The organism is Chitinolyticbacter albus, assembly GCF_024437655.1.
GTDB classification, from domain to species: domain Bacteria; phylum Pseudomonadota; class Gammaproteobacteria; order Burkholderiales; family Chitinibacteraceae; genus Chitinolyticbacter; species Chitinolyticbacter albus.
In genome coordinates, this window is record NZ_JANBVF010000061.1 from 1 (window position 1) to 14,017 (window position 14,017).

Sequence of the window (14,017 nt, forward strand, 5' to 3'; positions counted from 1 at the left end):
TTTATTTGTTAAGCGCGTAGTTAATCGTCCGGGACTGGACACATAGGCATGCTGCTCAATAATGAGAGTAATTATTCTGATGTGATCATTGATGGTCAAAAACACATGCAGATAAACCCGCCCAGTTCTGGAATATTCTGGGTGCATGGTTTGAGCGATGGCGCTCACACCATCAAGCTAACCAAGCGTTCCGAGTCGCTCTCCAGCTATGGCCGGTTTGGTGGTTTCATTCCGGTCACTGGCGGGCAGATTCTCGCCGCGCCGGCAGCCCGTCAACGGCAGGTCGAATTCATTGGTGATTCTTTTGTTGCTGGCTATGGGAATGAGTTGATTTCATCGGTGGCGCGCTTATGCTCGAAAGAGGAACTGAACAGCACCACCAATGCCAACAAGTCGTATGGCGCTATGATCGCCCAGCAATACAATGCCGACTACCAAATCAATGCAATTGGCGGTCTTGGCCTGGTACGTAATTGGCCTGGAGTTAGTGAGCTAAAATACCCCGAATATTATGACCGGGCACTGCTCAATGTTGCAGGTGATGTTTGGCAAAAACCCGATAGCTGGCATCCACAACTCGTGGTCATCAAATTGGGCACCAACGATTTTGCGGGCACTCCTGGGCCAAATGAGCCTTATACCGCGATAACGCTCGTCCCCGCTTTCAAATCGACTTATCACGACCTGATCGCCAAACTACGGTCCCGCTATGGTCCGGCGACGAACATAGTGGTGATTGGCGGAAGTCCTGACTGGGGGCCTGTCAATTTATATACAGCAACCCAGGCCGTCGTGGATGCGGAAAACGTGGCAGGTGATACTCGAGTCTATTTCCTCGCCAATCCAGGCTCTGGTGACAATAGCACGCTCGGGTGTAACTGGCACCCGAACTTGATCGGAACCGAGTACTTTGCTGCAGGGCTGAAGGCCTATCTGGATGGATTGCCCGACATATGGAATGGCGCATTATAATCAACAAGTTCAATACTAAAAATGAAAGACCGCAAGCCGGCAGGTAGCGGTCTTTCATTATTGGATTGCCATGCCAAAGTCACCGGGCCTGAATTAGCGCTCAGCGCAACCTGCCCGGATACATCAGTCTGGTGTCGCCACTCACACGCTGCTGACCCTGACCTGGATATTATACCCACCGCTCAAACACATACTCACCAAATAAAAAAGACCGCCGCAGCGGTCTTTTTTATTTCCAATCACAACAACGCAATTACTCAACCACAGGTGGGTTGCGCAATTTGATATGCAATTCACGCAATTGCTTCTCGTCCACGCCATTTGGCGCGTTGGTCAACAGACATTGCGCACGCTGGGTCTTGGGGAAGGCGATCACGTCGCGGATCGACTCGGCGCCGGTCATCAGCGTGACGAGGCGGTCGAGGCCGAACGCGAGGCCACCGTGCGGCGGCGCGCCGTACTGCAGGTTGTCGAGCAGGAAGCCGAACTTGTTCTTCGCCTCCTCCTCGCCGATGCCGAGCGCGTCGAACACCGTCGATTGCACGTCGGCGCGGTGGATACGCACCGAACCGCCGCCCATTTCCCAACCGTTCAGCACCATGTCGTAGGCACGCGCCTTGCACGCACCCGGATTGGTCTTCAGCAGCTCGAGGTGCTCTGCCTTCGGCGAGGTGAACGGATGGTGGCAGGCATTCCAGCGCTTGCCGTCCTCGTCGTATTCGAACATCGGGAAGTCAACGACCCACAGCGGCTTCCATTCGCGCTTGAAGTAGCCACCGGCCTCGCCCTTTTCGTGGCCGATCTTGATACGCAGCGCGCCGATGGCCTCGTCGACGACCTTGCGCTTGTCGGCACCGAAGAAGATCAGGTCGCCGTTCTGCGCGCCGGTGCGCTCGATGATGGCCTTGAGCGCGTCGTTGCTGAGGAACTTGACGATGGGCGCTTGCAGGCCCGAGTTGTCCGGATCGTTGCTGATGTTGGAGACGTCGTTGACCTTGATGTACGCGAGGCCCTTGGCACCGTAGATGCCGACAAACTTGGTGTACTCGTCGATCACCGAGCGACTGAACTCCGCCCCCCCCGGAATACGCAAGCCGACCACGCGGCCGCCTTCCATGTCGGCGGCGCCGCGGAAGACCTTGAACTCCTCGGTCTTCATCACGTCGGTGAGTTCGGTGAACTTCAGATCAACGCGCAGATCGGGCTTGTCCGAGCCGTAGTAGAACATTGCGTCGTCGTACTGCATGCGCGGGAATACGCCGAGGTCAACGCCGATGGCCTCCTGGAACACGTGGCGCGCCATTTCCTCGGTGATGCTCATGATCTCGTCCTCGTTCAGGAACGAGGTCTCGATATCGATCTGGGTGAATTCGGGCTGGCGATCGGCACGCAGGTCTTCGTCGCGGAAGCACTTGGTGATCTGGTAATAGCGATCGAAGCCGGCCACCATCAACAGCTGCTTGAACAACTGCGGCGACTGCGGCAGCGCGAAGAACTGGCCATCGTGCACGCGGCTCGGCACCAGGTAGTCACGCGCGCCTTCCGGCGTGCTGCGGGTCAGCATCGGCGTTTCGATGTCGATGAAGCCCTTGCTGTCGAGGAAGTTGCGCACCAGCAGCGCCACCTTGTAGCGCAGGCGCAGGTTCTTCTGCATTTGCGGGCGGCGCAGATCGATCACTCGGTTGGTCAGGCGCACGTTCTCCGACAGGTTTTCGTCGTCGATCTGGAACGGCGGGGTCACGGCGGTGTTGAGCACCGTGATTTCCTTGGCTAGCAGTTCGATCTCGCCCGACACCAGATTCTTGTTGGCGGTGCCTTCGGGACGGGCACGGACGAGGCCGGTGATCTGCAGCACGTATTCCGAGCGCGAGGCATCGGCGGTACTGAAGGCGTCGGGAGTATCGGGGTCGATCACCACCTGCAACAGACCTTCACGGTCACGCAGGTCGATGAAGATCACGCCGCCATGGTCGCGGCGGCGATGGGCCCAGCCCTGCACGGTGACGGTCTGGCCAAGGAAACGCTTGTCGATCAAGCCACAGTAATCGGTACGCATGTTGATGCTCTTTCGTTTCGGTTTTCGGGGCAGCCTGGGCTGCATGCATTCGGATTCGGTCGATGCTTTTGGGGCGGGTTGAACCGGGGCCGGCTCAACCCGGCAGATTGGGCTGGTCGGCTTCGAGCAGCGCACCGGGGCGCGACGCCGGGGCGACCACGCCCATCGAGATCACGTATTTGAGTGCCTCGTCGACACTCATGTCGAGTTCACGCACGTCCTCGGTCTTCACCATGATGAAGTAGCCGGAGGTGGGGTTGGGCGTGGTCGGCACGTAGACGCCGACATACTCGCCATCGAGCTGCGCGGCCACATCGCCGCTGGGCGTACCGGTGAGAAAGGCGATGGTCCAGCATCCCTGGTGCGGGAACTGCACCAGCAGCGCCTGGCGAAACGCCTGGCCGGAATCGGAGAACAGCGTGTCCGACACCTGCTTCACGCTGGAATAGATCGAGCGGACGATGGGAATGCGGTTGAGCAGGTGCTCGCCCAGGATCAGCAGGCGGCGACCCAGCACGTTGGCGGCGATCACACCGGTCAGCAGCACCACGAAGATGGTGAGGATCACGCCGAAGCCCGGAATCGCGCGCTTGTGCGTCAGCCAAGGCATCGTCGGCTCCAACAGCCGCAGCAGCCAGTAATCGGGGCGCAACTGCTCGGGCAGGATGGCGCCGATCTGGTCCATGGTGCCGACGACGAGCTGGATCACCCAGATCGTGATCGCCAGCGGCACCCAGATCAGCAGACCGGTCAGCAGATAGCGCTTGAACCGGTCCATCTTGGTTTCACGCGGTTCAATGACAGCCACAACCACCCGCCGCACATGCGCCACCACTCGCCGGGGTCGCGGAAGTCGATTCGGCAGCCTGGGATTCGGCGGCCTGGGTCGCCGGCGCGCTGGTGCCGCCCGAGCCGCCACGGAAATCGGTGGCATACCAGCCCGTGCCAGTCAGCTTGAAGCCGGCCGCGGTGACCTGCTTGGCATAGCTGGCCGCTTGGCAGCTGGGGCAATCGGTCAGCGGCGCATCGCTCATCTTTTGCAGATGCTCGTCCTTGTGACCGCAACTCGTGCATTGATAGGCGTAGATCGGCATGGCGAACCCGTGTCATTCCTTGTATTGAACGCGTGGCCGGCGGCAATCTTGCCGCTAAGCCACGGAAAACACGCGATTATACCCGAAGGTGCGCCAGCGGTATTGTGCTCACCGCCCTCCCGCCGCACAGGCTGCGTCGACATGCAAACCTGGGAGGCGTTGGACCGCGGACATGATGATTGCACCCAGCGCGGCCTGCCACCTTCGCAGCCGTGTTTGAATGGCGATTCGGCCTAGTAGACGTCCCGGCGATAGCGCCTCGTTGCCGCGAGCTCGGCCACCCTCGCCTCGCCCAGCAGCGTATGCAGGGCAGCAGCCACCCCCGCCGCCATGCCGGTGAGGCTGCCACAGACGTAGATCGCAGCGCCGTCGGCCACCCATTGCCGCACCGCGTCACCCTCGCGCAGCAAGCGGTGCTGCACATACTCGCGTTGATCGCCGTCCCGCGAATAGACGAGATCGAGTCGAGGCAGCATGCCCGCCGCTTGCCAGCTCGCGAGCTCGTCCTGGAACAAGGCGTCGTGCGCAGCCTGACGCTCGCCGAACAACAGCCAGTTGCGTCCTGCCCCTGCCCGCTCCCGCGCCTTCAGGTGCGCGCGCAGCCCGGCGATGCCGGTGCCGTTGCCGATCAGGATCAGCGGTACATCCGGGGCCGGGGCGTGGAAAGCCCGGTTTTCGCGCAGGCGTACCGCGACCGTAGCGCCGATCGCGGCGCGGCAGGCCAGCCAGCCCGATCCCATCCCCAATCGACCATCCGTACCGCGCTGTTGCCGCACCACTAGCTCCAGCCGACCCTCGCCCGGCAGCGACGCGATCGAGTATTCGCGATGCGGCAATACCGGCAGCGCTGCAAGCAAGGATGCGCTAGTCAGCGTGCGCAAGCTGGCAAGCTCGCCCTCAGCCACGGGCAATTGCCGGCGCGCCAGCTGCTCGCGCTGCGCGGTATCAAGCTGCAGCCCTGGCAGCGCGGCCAGCCAAGCGTCGACGGTGGCGGCATCGTGGGCCGGGCCGATCTCGACCAGATCACCCGCCTGCCAGTGAGCATCCGCGGGCGCTTGCAATGCGACGAGGCATACCGGCTCGCCCGCGCTGCCAGGATTGAGCAGTTGCCGCTGCAACAAGGGCCAGGACTGATACTCGGGCTCGACCCAGTCGGCAATCTCCACATGGCCCGCCAGCGCCGCCAGTTGCTGCTGCCAGTGACGCAAGGCGGCAGGATCACCATTGTCGACCTCGACGAGATCGAACAACGAGCGCGCCTGCGCGCGCTGCAGCCAGGCATCGAGCGCGTGGCCGAAAGCGCAGAAGGCGCGGTAGCTACGATCCCCCAGCGCCAGAACGCCGTACTCCAGTTGGGCCAGTTGCGGCTGCAGCGCCATAATGCGGGTGACAAAAGCTGCGGCGCCGTCCGGCGCATCCCCTTCACCGGTCGTGGAAACGACGAACAACACCCGACGCAGCGCAGGCAGATGCTCCGGGGCTAGCCCGGCCAATGGCAGCACGTTGCAGGGCAGGCCCACCGCGGTGAGCGCAGCATGCGTTTGCAGCGCCAGTTGCTCGGCATGGCCGGTCTGGCTCGCATGGATCACGGTCCAATCTGCGGCTTCGAACCCCTCCTGTGCGGGACCACGCCGCGCACGATGGCGCCACGCCACGACAACGCACAACGCGACATAGACCAGCACGACCGCCAGCATTGCCGGCAGGCGCGGCGCCGGCATACCCGCCGCCTGCGCGGATAGCGGACACACCATAAGCCAGGTGAAAAGGAAGCGCGTCATGGCAGCATGGCGGACAAGGCGGCGGAGCGATGGCACACGGTCCGCCCGGCATCGCGCACGATGATCTGCGCCGCGAGCTGCTGGCGATCGGCCAATGCCAGCGCATCCCGGGACGGCAGCACCGTCAGCGCGGTGGCCCAGGCGTCGGCCAGCATGCATTGCGGGTGCAGCACCGAGACGGCGGCCGGCGCCTGCGCCAGTGGCTTGCCGGTGTGCAGCGTCAGCGTGTGCGCGTAACGCAAGCCGTCGTGGACAAAGCCGCGTCGATAGTCGCCCGAGGTGGCAACGCTCAGCCCATGCAAGGCGGCAATGGTCTGCGGCAACGCCGTGCCCTCGGGCGTTTCCAGCGCCACCCACCACGGCTGGCCGTCGGGCTTGATGCCGCACCCGCGCAGTTCGCCACCGATGTCGACCAGATGACTGGGGTAACCCAGCCTGGCCAGGCATACCGCCAGACGATCTACCGCGTAACCCTTGGCAATGCCGGAAAAATCCAGCGCCAGTCCGCCCGGCTGCAGCACGCTGCGCGTCGCAGCATCCAGCCGCAACCGTTGCCAGCCGCAGCTCGCACGCGCCATGGCGATTTCATCGGCGGTCGGTGGCACCAAGCGCGGCCCGGGCGGGCCGAAGCCCCACAGGTCAACCAGGGCACCCAGCGTCGGATCGAAGGCACCGTTGCTGAGGTTTGCCACAGCGAGGCCAGCCGTCAGCACCTGCCAGAATGGCGCGGGCAAGGCGCGCCAACTGCCGGATTCGGAGCGGTTGTACTGGCAGAGCAGGCTATCGGGCTGCCAGTGGCTCATCTGGGTGACCACAAGATCGAGCTCGGCCTGCAGCGCTGCCTGCACCGCCGCCAGATCGCAGCGCGCCGGCCCGCAGAACCGTACCGACCAGGTCGTGCCCATGGATTGCCCTGCGAGCGCGTGCACCGTCCCGGCCAGCGGCTGCGGCACGAACGCCGCCAGCGCCGGCGGAATCAGCACCTCGCGTTCGGCCACGTTGTTCACTGCGGCAGCACTTCCAGCGTGGCGGTGTAGGCTAGGTTGCGCTGCTTGGCGGCCTTCACGCTGACCTTGTCGTCCTGCACGTCCGCGTCCAGCCAGTACATGCCGGCCAGCGGGAAGGTGACGGCGAACTTACCGTCCTGGTCGGTGGTGACCTTGATCTCGTCCTGCGCATTGCGATAGCGGCGCTCGCCGCGCACCAGCGTCACCTCGACGCCGGCAGCCGGCTTGCCATCGACCAGAAACTGGAAGCTGGCCTTCTCGCCGGTGATCAGATCGTTCGGATGGGTGATGGGCTGCAGCTCCAGGCCCTTGCCGCTGACCTTGAGCGCAGCGGGCGCGCCGACGGAGACAAAGGTCTCGAGACGGCTGATCGTTTCCGCAACCTGCAGCTCCGGTGCATCGGCCGGCACTTCCTTGGCAAAGGCCTCGGCATTGCCCATCCAGCGCTTGGGCTTGTCGCCCTCCTTCCAGCTGGCGCGGATGCCGGCGCGGACCAGCTCCAGGCGATAAGTGCCCTTTTGCTCCAGCTTCACGTCGAAGGTCGAGCGCAGCTCGCCCTTGCTGACGTTGGCCGGCGCCACCTTGCTACCGTCCGGCGCGACGATCACGACCGGCTCAATCGCCAGCGGGCGATGGTTGAAATGGAACGTATCGTTGGAAACGGCGGCATCGATGGTGATCCATTGCGGCGCCGACAGCACGGTGCTCGAGGGCACCATCCAGTAGCTATGCGCGTGGGCGGCACCGGCGGTGGCGAGGGCGGCGGCCAGCGCCAAGAGCTTGATTGTGCGTTGCATCGGTCTTCCCCTTGGAATGGTTTACGGCTTCAGTTGCAGCGAGATGGCGCCGAGCTCTTCCTTGCCCTCGGCCTTCAGGGTCTGCGCGCTCTTGGGCGGCCAGGTGAACGGCACGCGCAGCAGCTCGCGCCCACCCACCTCGCGCGCTGCCTCGACCACCAGCCGATAGTCGCCCGCCGGCAGCTTGGCCAGCGGTGCCTTGCCCTCGGTGAAGCTAAGCGCATGCTCGCCCGCAGGCTTGGTCGCGCCCGAGACGCCATCAATAGGCAGTTGCGACTCGCGGCCGCTCTTGCGCCACCACTGCCGCAACTCGGCCAGCCACTTGGTGCCCTTGCCCTCCGCGCCGTCGCTCTGCTGGTACCAGACCGCGAGGTTGGTTGCCACGCTCTGGTCCGGGCGCTCCAGCCAGACTGCGACGTAGGGGCGATGGTATTCGGCGACGTTGAGCCGCGGGATCTCGAACTTGACGTCCAGCCCGGCGGCGCCCGCCTGGTTACCCCATAACCCGGCAATCAAACCCGGCAGCGTCGCCGGCATCCACTTACGCATGGTGTACTCCCAGAAGAATCGATCAATGTATGAAGGCCAACGCCAGCAAGAGCGGCACGACGAGGCCCGCGCCCACCAGCGGCCAGGTCAGCGGCCGGTTGCCGGCGTGCAGGTGCAGCAGGAACAAACCGGTAATACAGAAGATGAGGGCCGTCACGGCGAAGGCATCGATGGACCAGGCCCAGACAGCGCCTGCGCTGCGGCCCTTGTGCAGATCGTTGAAGTACGCGATCCAGCCACGGTCGGTGCGCTCATAGCTCACCGTACCGCTGGCACGATCTATCGTCAGCCAGGCGTCGCCGCCAGGGCGTGGCAGCGAGACATAGATTTCGTCTTCCGACCATTCGCCGACCTGGTCCGCCAGCACCTCACCGAGCTGATCAGAGAGCCAAGCGGCTTGAGCTGCAGGCAATGGTCGCTTTTCCTCGCCGGCGCTTTTGGCAAGGTCGGCGAGCAGCGGCGCGGGCAAGTTCAGCGTGCGGTTCTCGACACGCGGCTCCACCTCGATATCCGCCGCATGATTGAGCGTGATACCGGTGGCGACGAACAACAACATGCCAACGAGGCAGAGACCTGAGCTGATCCAGTGCCAGCGATGCAGGTGCTTGAGCCAGAAAGACCGGGCCTGCCGGTCGGGATTCGAATTCATCGGAATGAGCAAAAATGGCCAGCGCAGGTCAACGCGCTGGCATGGAACGTGGTTGACATGGGAATAAGAACGAATGCGGTCTTCGACTGAAAAGCGAAGGCGTCGATGGTGCCAGGCACGCTCAGACCTCGGACCATTGCCGCAGCAGGTTGTGATAATGGCTGGTCAGCGCCAGCACCTCGGCGGTATCGCCGATCTGGCCGCGCAGCCGCTGTATGGTCTGGTCGAGGTCGAACAGCATGCTGCGCTGGCCGTCGTCGCGCACCATGCTCTGCAACCAGAAGAACGAGGCGATACGCGCGCCGCGCGTGACCGGTGCCACGCAGTGCAGGCTGGATGACGGGTACAGCACCAGGTCGCCCGCCGGCAGCTTCACCTCGTGCTGGCCGTAGGTGTCGTTCACGATCAGCTCGCCGCCGTCGTATTCGTCGGGCTCAGCCAGAAACAGCGTGCAGGAAAGATCGGTACGCAACATGCCGCCGCCTGGCATCGCGCGCAGCGAGCCGTCGACATGAAAGCCGTAATGCTCACCCCCTGCGTAGCGATTGAACAGCGGCGGCACCGTGCGCAGCGGCAAGGCCGCGGAGAAATACAGCGGCTGTTGCGTCAGCGCCTGCAGGATGAGCTGCCCCCAGCGCTGCGCCAAGGGCGATCCTTCCGCCAGCTGACGGTTCTGCTTGACCGCGGCGCCCTGCGGCCCGACGGTCTGGCGACCATCAACCCAATCGGTGGCATCGAGCTCGGAGCGGATGGCGCGCACCTGGTCCGCGTTCAGTACTTGGGGGATATGCAACAACATGGCGTATTCCTGCCCATGCCAGCAGCGACAACGCCGCCTCGTATCGGGGGCGGCGCGTAGCGAGCTCGATGGCGCTTAGAAGGTGAAGTTCGCGGTCAGGCGTGCCGAGCGCGGCGTACCCGGCGTGTAGCGATAACCACTCTTGTTGATCTGCGCTACATACTCCTCGTCGAACAGGTTGTAGACGTTGAGCTGCAGACCGACGTTCTTGCTGACGGCGTAGGAAGCCATGCCGTCGAACACCCAGTACGACTCGACATACTTCGGCGTGCCTACCGCGCCATCCTTGCCCCGCTGCAGGGAACCGACGTACCGGCCGCCGCCGCCCACGGTGAAGCCGTGGCCGAGGTTGTACGTGGTCCAGGCGGTGAATGCGTTCTTCGGCGTGTAGTTCAGCGCCGTGCTGCTGTCGTTGCCGACATTGGCGCCGGCAAGCACCTTGGTATCCATCACGGTAAAGCCGGTGCTGATGCCCCAGGCCTTGGTGATCTGGCCCACCATGCCGAGCTCAATGCCCTGCACCCGCTTCTTGCCGGTCTGGTAGTACTGCATATCAACCGGGTCCTGCTCGATTTCATTGCGCACTTCGGTGCGATAGACCGCAGCCGTGAGCGACAATTGCTGGTCCAGCAGATCCCACTTGGTGCCGATCTCCGCAGTACGCGCTTCCTGCGGATCGTAGTCGGGGTTGCCCGCGTTGTTGGCATTGCTCGAGAGCGTGAAGTTGGAACCGCCCGGGGGCTGTTGCGACGTGGCGTAGTTGAGGTAGACGCTGCCATTGGGCGCCGGCTTGTACAGCACGCCGAGCTTCCAGTTGAACAGGTTGTCCGAATCCTTGAGGTCGGTCGCAGTGACCAGCGTGCCCGTCGGCGCGCCGCCGCACGGGATCGGGTTGCGACCAGAGCCACCGCAAGCGGCCACGTTCAGATAGTCGGTCTTATAGTGCTCAAAACGTACGCCCCCGTTGACCTGCCATTGCTCATTGATCTTGATGGTATCGAAGAGGTAAGCCGCGGCAGTACGGGTTTCGCCATCGGCATGGCCACCATTCAAGCGCCATTGCAGACCGGACACGTCCGATTCCGGGTTGTACAGATTGGCAGGCTCCCATGCCCCGATAGTCGCGGTAGACAGATTGGTCTGCTGCTCGCGAGTCAACTCGATCCCGGCGCTAATATCGTGCACCAGGCTACCGGTCGCCACGGTCGCATTCAGATTGGTCTGGTTGGTCAGGATTTCGTTGACCTGGTTCTTGAAGGTCGGGCTACTGCGCGCCAGCGTCCAGGTCGACGAATCGGCCGGATCCGGCGTCTTCAGGTTGGCGGAAGAGCCCATGAAAGAGGTGAGCAAGTAGTCCTGCCGGGTCTTGCCCCAGCGGGTGGTGTTACGCAGCGTGGCCTGGGCCGAGAGATCGTGCTCCAGCGCCAGTGTCACCATGTCGGCCCTCACGTCGTCGAAGTCGGACGTGGTGCCGTAGAAGTTTTCCGAATTCACGCGGGCGGCATCGCTGATGAACGGGCGCGCCGGATCCGGGCTGCTGTAGCCGGGCAGGCCTATGGTTGGCACGCCGCCATCGGGCACGTTGTTCTGCTCGATATGCAACACATCGAAATAAGCGCGTGTCGGCGAGCCCAAACCATAGGCTAACGAGCCGGCCACGCCCCAGCGGTTATTCTCCACTTCGTCGCGGGCTTCGATCCCGTCCTTCTGCCCCATCACGTTCACGCGCAGCGCGGCGCCTTCCACGGCGGTGAATGCGCGGTTCAGGTCGGCAGTGGCGCGAAGATACTCCTTGCCGACGGCGAGCGAGGCGGCATTGGCATCTTCCTGCGACGCGCGCTTGGTCACCAGATTGATGGCGCCGGTAGGCGCGCTGCGGCCATAGTCGGTGCCCGCCGGGCCCTTGGTCACTTCGACCGAGGACACATTGAAGGTATCGCGCGAGATCGAGCCCAGATCCCGCACGCCATCGACAAAGATGCTGCTGGAGCTATCGAAACCGCGCATATAGATCGCATCGCCGGTGGTGGTGTTGCCGTTCTCGCCGAGGAAGAACGTGCTCACGCCAGGGCTGTTACGCAGCGCCTCGGTCAGCGTGGTTGCGCCCTGCTCCTTGAACAGCTGCTCGGGAATCACCGAGATCGTTTGCGTGGTGTTCACCAGCGGCTCGGTGAACTTGGGCGACGACACCCGATCGACCTTGTACTCGGCCGGTTCGGCCGGCGCACTGACCGTCACCGTGGGCAGCGTGGTTTCTGCGGCCAGGGCTGCGCCGGGAACGGCCAGCGCGAGCAGCGTGGCAGCCGTGGTGGACTTGAGAACGGGCGCGGCTTGCGCGCCATGTTTGCGGCTACGGATGTAGGACATGTGATGCTCCCTGAACGTGGTATCTCTGGCGATGACAGTGCACGCTGCCATTCGGAATGCGAATTTTTCGCAATTGTAACAAATCAAGTGAGAACTTTTCTCATTTATTTTGTGTTTTTGTTTTGGACGCAACTAGGAAAGCAAAAGGCGCCCCACGGGCGCCTTTTTTCCTCACGAACTCCAAACAGGCGGCACAAGCTCGCCACGCAGCGTTCAACTATCGAGCTGGAAGCGAACCGGCACGTTCACCACGTCCTCGACCGCCTCCTTGCCCCGCATCGCCGGTTTGAAGCGCCAGCGCTTCACTACGTCGAGTGCGGCATTGTCGAGCCTGCTGTAGCCACTGCTCTTGACAAGCTCGGTCGACAACGGCAAACCCGCTTCACTGACCCGTACCTTTACCAGCACCGTTCCTTCTTCCCGCAGCAACTGTGACTGCCGTGGGTAGGATGGCTTGGGGTTGTTAAGGTAAGCGGCGTTGAAAACCGGGGCCGTCAACGGCACTTCCGTCGCAGGTGCGGGCGCAGGCACCGCTGCGGCAGGTGCAGGCACAGGAGCCGGCGCGGGGGCCGGAACAGGTTCCGCCGGCGGCACCACCGGGGAGTTCTCAGTCGGCGGCGCCTTAACCGGTTCTGGCTGCCGCAGCTTGGGAGGCGCCGTTTTTGGCATGGGTTGCGACTTAGGCTTGGGCGGCTCCGGCTTGGCTTTGGGAGCAGGCGGCTCCGGCCTTGCCGGCGCGGGCAACTCCACATACGTGAGCACCGGCGCCTGGATCGGCTCGGGCGGCTTTACCAGCCCCGCAGCCGTCAGCGCCGCATAGATCAGGACCACGTGGGCGGCCAATACGCCCCCCACCACCACATAGCGATTCGTAGACATCCGCGCATTTTAAATGATAAGAATTCTCAACTTCAAATCATTTCGTTGCCCGCCCCGGGTGACCGGGCGCGCAAGCTTGGTTACAATGCGCGCAGCCCCGCTCGGGGCAAGTCCAAGACGGAAGCGTGGCTGAGTGGTTTAAGGCAGCGGTCTTGAAAACCGTCGGGGATTTACGTCCCCCGTGAGTTCGAATCTCACCGCTTCCGCCAGTACAGCCCAAAACACCGGGTTCTTCGGATTTTTGCACCAGCCTTCACGCAACGATATCCGGCAATCCGCCGCCCCCTGCGGCGTGGATATGATGCACCCATCGCACTCAGGGCGGGCGTAAAGTCGCTCCCCCCAGCCGTCGAGGCATCCCAAAGTCGTAGGACAGCCTCTCAGGCAGCCAACGCGACTGCGGCAGGCAATACCACCTGCGCAATAACGAGCCTGAGCGAGCAGTGATCTCGATGCACTTGTAAGTGCTCATGCCCAGCAACCCTTGCTTGTTTTCCGTGCAATGACATTCTGACTCAATGCCATCGACTGACCAGCGCTTCGCGGCCCCGGTCTCCGCCTCCCGCGCCGACTATGTAATAGCGACACCAGCCGCTCGTACCCGCGCCACGCCCTTACAACGCCATTCTGCAAGCGACGTTACTGACTGAGGAGATCGAGGGCGTTGTGTGAGCGATCAGGCTGGCCGCGCCAGCTTGGCACTCTCGCTTAGAGCGGCTAACAAAACCCTTCTGGCGAAGCCGTACTCACTGCCGTACGCCTTGTACTGCCTGCGACCGAATGAAGTCCGGTTTATCGCCTCTCAGGGCGCTTCGCCCTTTCTGCCAACTACTGCACCCGATTGTGTTGGCCGCTCCTATTCCACTCGGCAAGCGCTGCGCCAAAACCCAACCGCCCCAGGTCACAGCCGAACGGGGAATGCGTGCTTTCCCGCTCCTCTCGATTTGTAAGGATTAGAGCCTTGCGCTCAACACTCGTACCATGACCACGGCGCTTTGCAGTCGCCAGGTATGCCGTTGGTGTCCGATAGTCGGCCCCCAGTCACCCCGCACTTGGGCGCCTGCGCG

At 63.0% G+C, this 14,017-nt stretch carries 13 protein-coding genes and 1 tRNA gene; 3 read left to right on the forward strand and 11 right to left on the reverse strand.

What is annotated here, in order from left to right; all coding sequences use genetic code 11:
* The first annotated feature begins 48 nt into the window (after positions 1–48).
* Positions 49–972 carry an SGNH/GDSL hydrolase family protein gene (locus NLI84_RS18520; protein WP_255992311.1) on the forward strand — a complete coding sequence of 308 codons (924 nt, stop codon included), beginning with the start codon at positions 49–51 and terminating at the stop codon, positions 970–972.
* Positions 973–993: 21 nt separating this feature from the next.
* A complete protein-coding gene (locus NLI84_RS18525) occupies positions 994–1,257 on the forward strand; it encodes a hypothetical protein (protein WP_255992313.1) in 264 nt (87 codons plus the stop codon).
* Here the strand turns inward: NLI84_RS18525 and aspS are convergent.
* The 11 genes from aspS to NLI84_RS19080 form a co-directional block, all read right to left on the reverse strand.
* On the reverse strand, positions 1,226–3,028 hold the full coding sequence (aspS, locus tag NLI84_RS18530) for an aspartate--tRNA ligase (protein ID WP_255992315.1): 1,803 nt from the start codon (positions 3,026–3,028) through the stop codon (positions 1,226–1,228). The two genes, NLI84_RS18525 and aspS, sit on opposite strands and share 32 nt — an antisense overlap.
* Positions 3,029–3,122: 94 nt before the next feature.
* Positions 3,123–3,806, reverse strand: coding sequence for a DUF502 domain-containing protein (locus NLI84_RS18535; protein WP_255992327.1), 684 nt, complete (start codon positions 3,804–3,806; stop codon positions 3,123–3,125).
* Between the two features lie 16 nt (positions 3,807–3,822).
* Positions 3,823–4,122 (reverse strand): FmdB family zinc ribbon protein, encoded by a 300-nt coding sequence (locus tag NLI84_RS18540; RefSeq protein ID WP_255992316.1) that lies wholly within the window; start codon positions 4,120–4,122, stop codon positions 3,823–3,825.
* A 233-nt stretch (positions 4,123–4,355) separates the two neighbouring features.
* Positions 4,356–5,903 (reverse strand): sulfite reductase subunit alpha, encoded by a 1,548-nt coding sequence (locus NLI84_RS18545; RefSeq protein ID WP_255992317.1) that lies wholly within the window; start codon positions 5,901–5,903, stop codon positions 4,356–4,358.
* Positions 5,900–6,910: an FAD:protein FMN transferase gene (locus tag NLI84_RS18550; RefSeq protein WP_255992318.1), complete on the reverse strand. Its 1,011-nt coding sequence runs from the start codon at positions 6,908–6,910 to the stop codon at positions 5,900–5,902. The genes NLI84_RS18545 and NLI84_RS18550 overlap by 4 nt, the downstream gene beginning before the upstream one ends.
* Positions 6,907–7,707, reverse strand: a complete 801-nt coding sequence (locus NLI84_RS18555) for a DUF4198 domain-containing protein (RefSeq protein WP_255992320.1) — start codon at positions 7,705–7,707, stop codon at positions 6,907–6,909. The genes NLI84_RS18550 and NLI84_RS18555 overlap by 4 nt, the downstream gene beginning before the upstream one ends.
* 21 nt (positions 7,708–7,728) lie before the next feature.
* The gene (locus tag NLI84_RS18560) at positions 7,729–8,256 is read right to left on the reverse strand and encodes a DUF2271 domain-containing protein (protein ID WP_255992322.1); all 528 of its coding nucleotides are present in this window, start codon (positions 8,254–8,256) and stop codon (positions 7,729–7,731) included.
* A gap of 22 nt (positions 8,257–8,278) precedes the next feature.
* Positions 8,279–8,905 (reverse strand): PepSY-associated TM helix domain-containing protein, encoded by a 627-nt coding sequence (locus NLI84_RS18565; protein ID WP_255992323.1) that lies wholly within the window; start codon positions 8,903–8,905, stop codon positions 8,279–8,281.
* A gap of 121 nt (positions 8,906–9,026) precedes the next feature.
* A complete protein-coding gene (locus NLI84_RS18570) occupies positions 9,027–9,704 on the reverse strand; it encodes a Fe2+-dependent dioxygenase (protein ID WP_255992324.1) in 678 nt (225 codons plus the stop codon).
* Positions 9,705–9,779: 75 nt separating this feature from the next.
* Positions 9,780–12,071 (reverse strand): catecholate siderophore receptor Fiu, encoded by a 2,292-nt coding sequence (locus NLI84_RS18575; protein WP_255992325.1) that lies wholly within the window; start codon positions 12,069–12,071, stop codon positions 9,780–9,782.
* A 213-nt stretch (positions 12,072–12,284) separates the two neighbouring features.
* The gene (locus NLI84_RS19080; protein WP_284699991.1) at positions 12,285–12,950 is read right to left on the reverse strand and encodes an energy transducer TonB; all 666 of its coding nucleotides are present in this window, start codon (positions 12,948–12,950) and stop codon (positions 12,285–12,287) included.
* Between the two features lie 119 nt (positions 12,951–13,069).
* On the opposite strand from NLI84_RS19080, the gene NLI84_RS18585 reads away from it, so the two are divergent.
* Positions 13,070–13,159: transfer RNA gene (locus NLI84_RS18585), tRNA-Ser, on the forward strand.
* Positions 13,160–14,017 lie beyond the last annotated feature (858 nt).

Coding starts and splice junctions, on each gene's coding strand:
- NLI84_RS18525 (WP_255992313.1), top strand. CDS start 994: ATGAAAGACCGCAAGCCGGCAGGTAGCGGTCTTTCATTATTGGATTGC.
- NLI84_RS18570 (WP_255992324.1), bottom strand. CDS start 9,704: ATGTTGTTGCATATCCCCCAAGTACTGAACGCGGACCAGGTGCGCGCC.
- NLI84_RS18520 (WP_255992311.1), top strand. CDS start 49: ATGCTGCTCAATAATGAGAGTAATTATTCTGATGTGATCATTGATGGT.
- NLI84_RS18540 (WP_255992316.1), bottom strand. CDS start 4,122: ATGCCGATCTACGCCTATCAATGCACGAGTTGCGGTCACAAGGACGAG.
- NLI84_RS18545 (WP_255992317.1), bottom strand. CDS start 5,903: ATGACGCGCTTCCTTTTCACCTGGCTTATGGTGTGTCCGCTATCCGCG.
- NLI84_RS18560 (WP_255992322.1), bottom strand. CDS start 8,256: ATGCGTAAGTGGATGCCGGCGACGCTGCCGGGTTTGATTGCCGGGTTA.
- NLI84_RS18565 (WP_255992323.1), bottom strand. CDS start 8,905: ATGAATTCGAATCCCGACCGGCAGGCCCGGTCTTTCTGGCTCAAGCAC.
- NLI84_RS18535 (WP_255992327.1), bottom strand. CDS start 3,806: ATGGACCGGTTCAAGCGCTATCTGCTGACCGGTCTGCTGATCTGGGTG.
- aspS (WP_255992315.1), bottom strand. CDS start 3,028: ATGCGTACCGATTACTGTGGCTTGATCGACAAGCGTTTCCTTGGCCAG.
- NLI84_RS18555 (WP_255992320.1), bottom strand. CDS start 7,707: ATGCAACGCACAATCAAGCTCTTGGCGCTGGCCGCCGCCCTCGCCACC.
- NLI84_RS18575 (WP_255992325.1), bottom strand. CDS start 12,071: ATGTCCTACATCCGTAGCCGCAAACATGGCGCGCAAGCCGCGCCCGTT.
- NLI84_RS19080 (WP_284699991.1), bottom strand. CDS start 12,950: ATGTCTACGAATCGCTATGTGGTGGTGGGGGGCGTATTGGCCGCCCAC.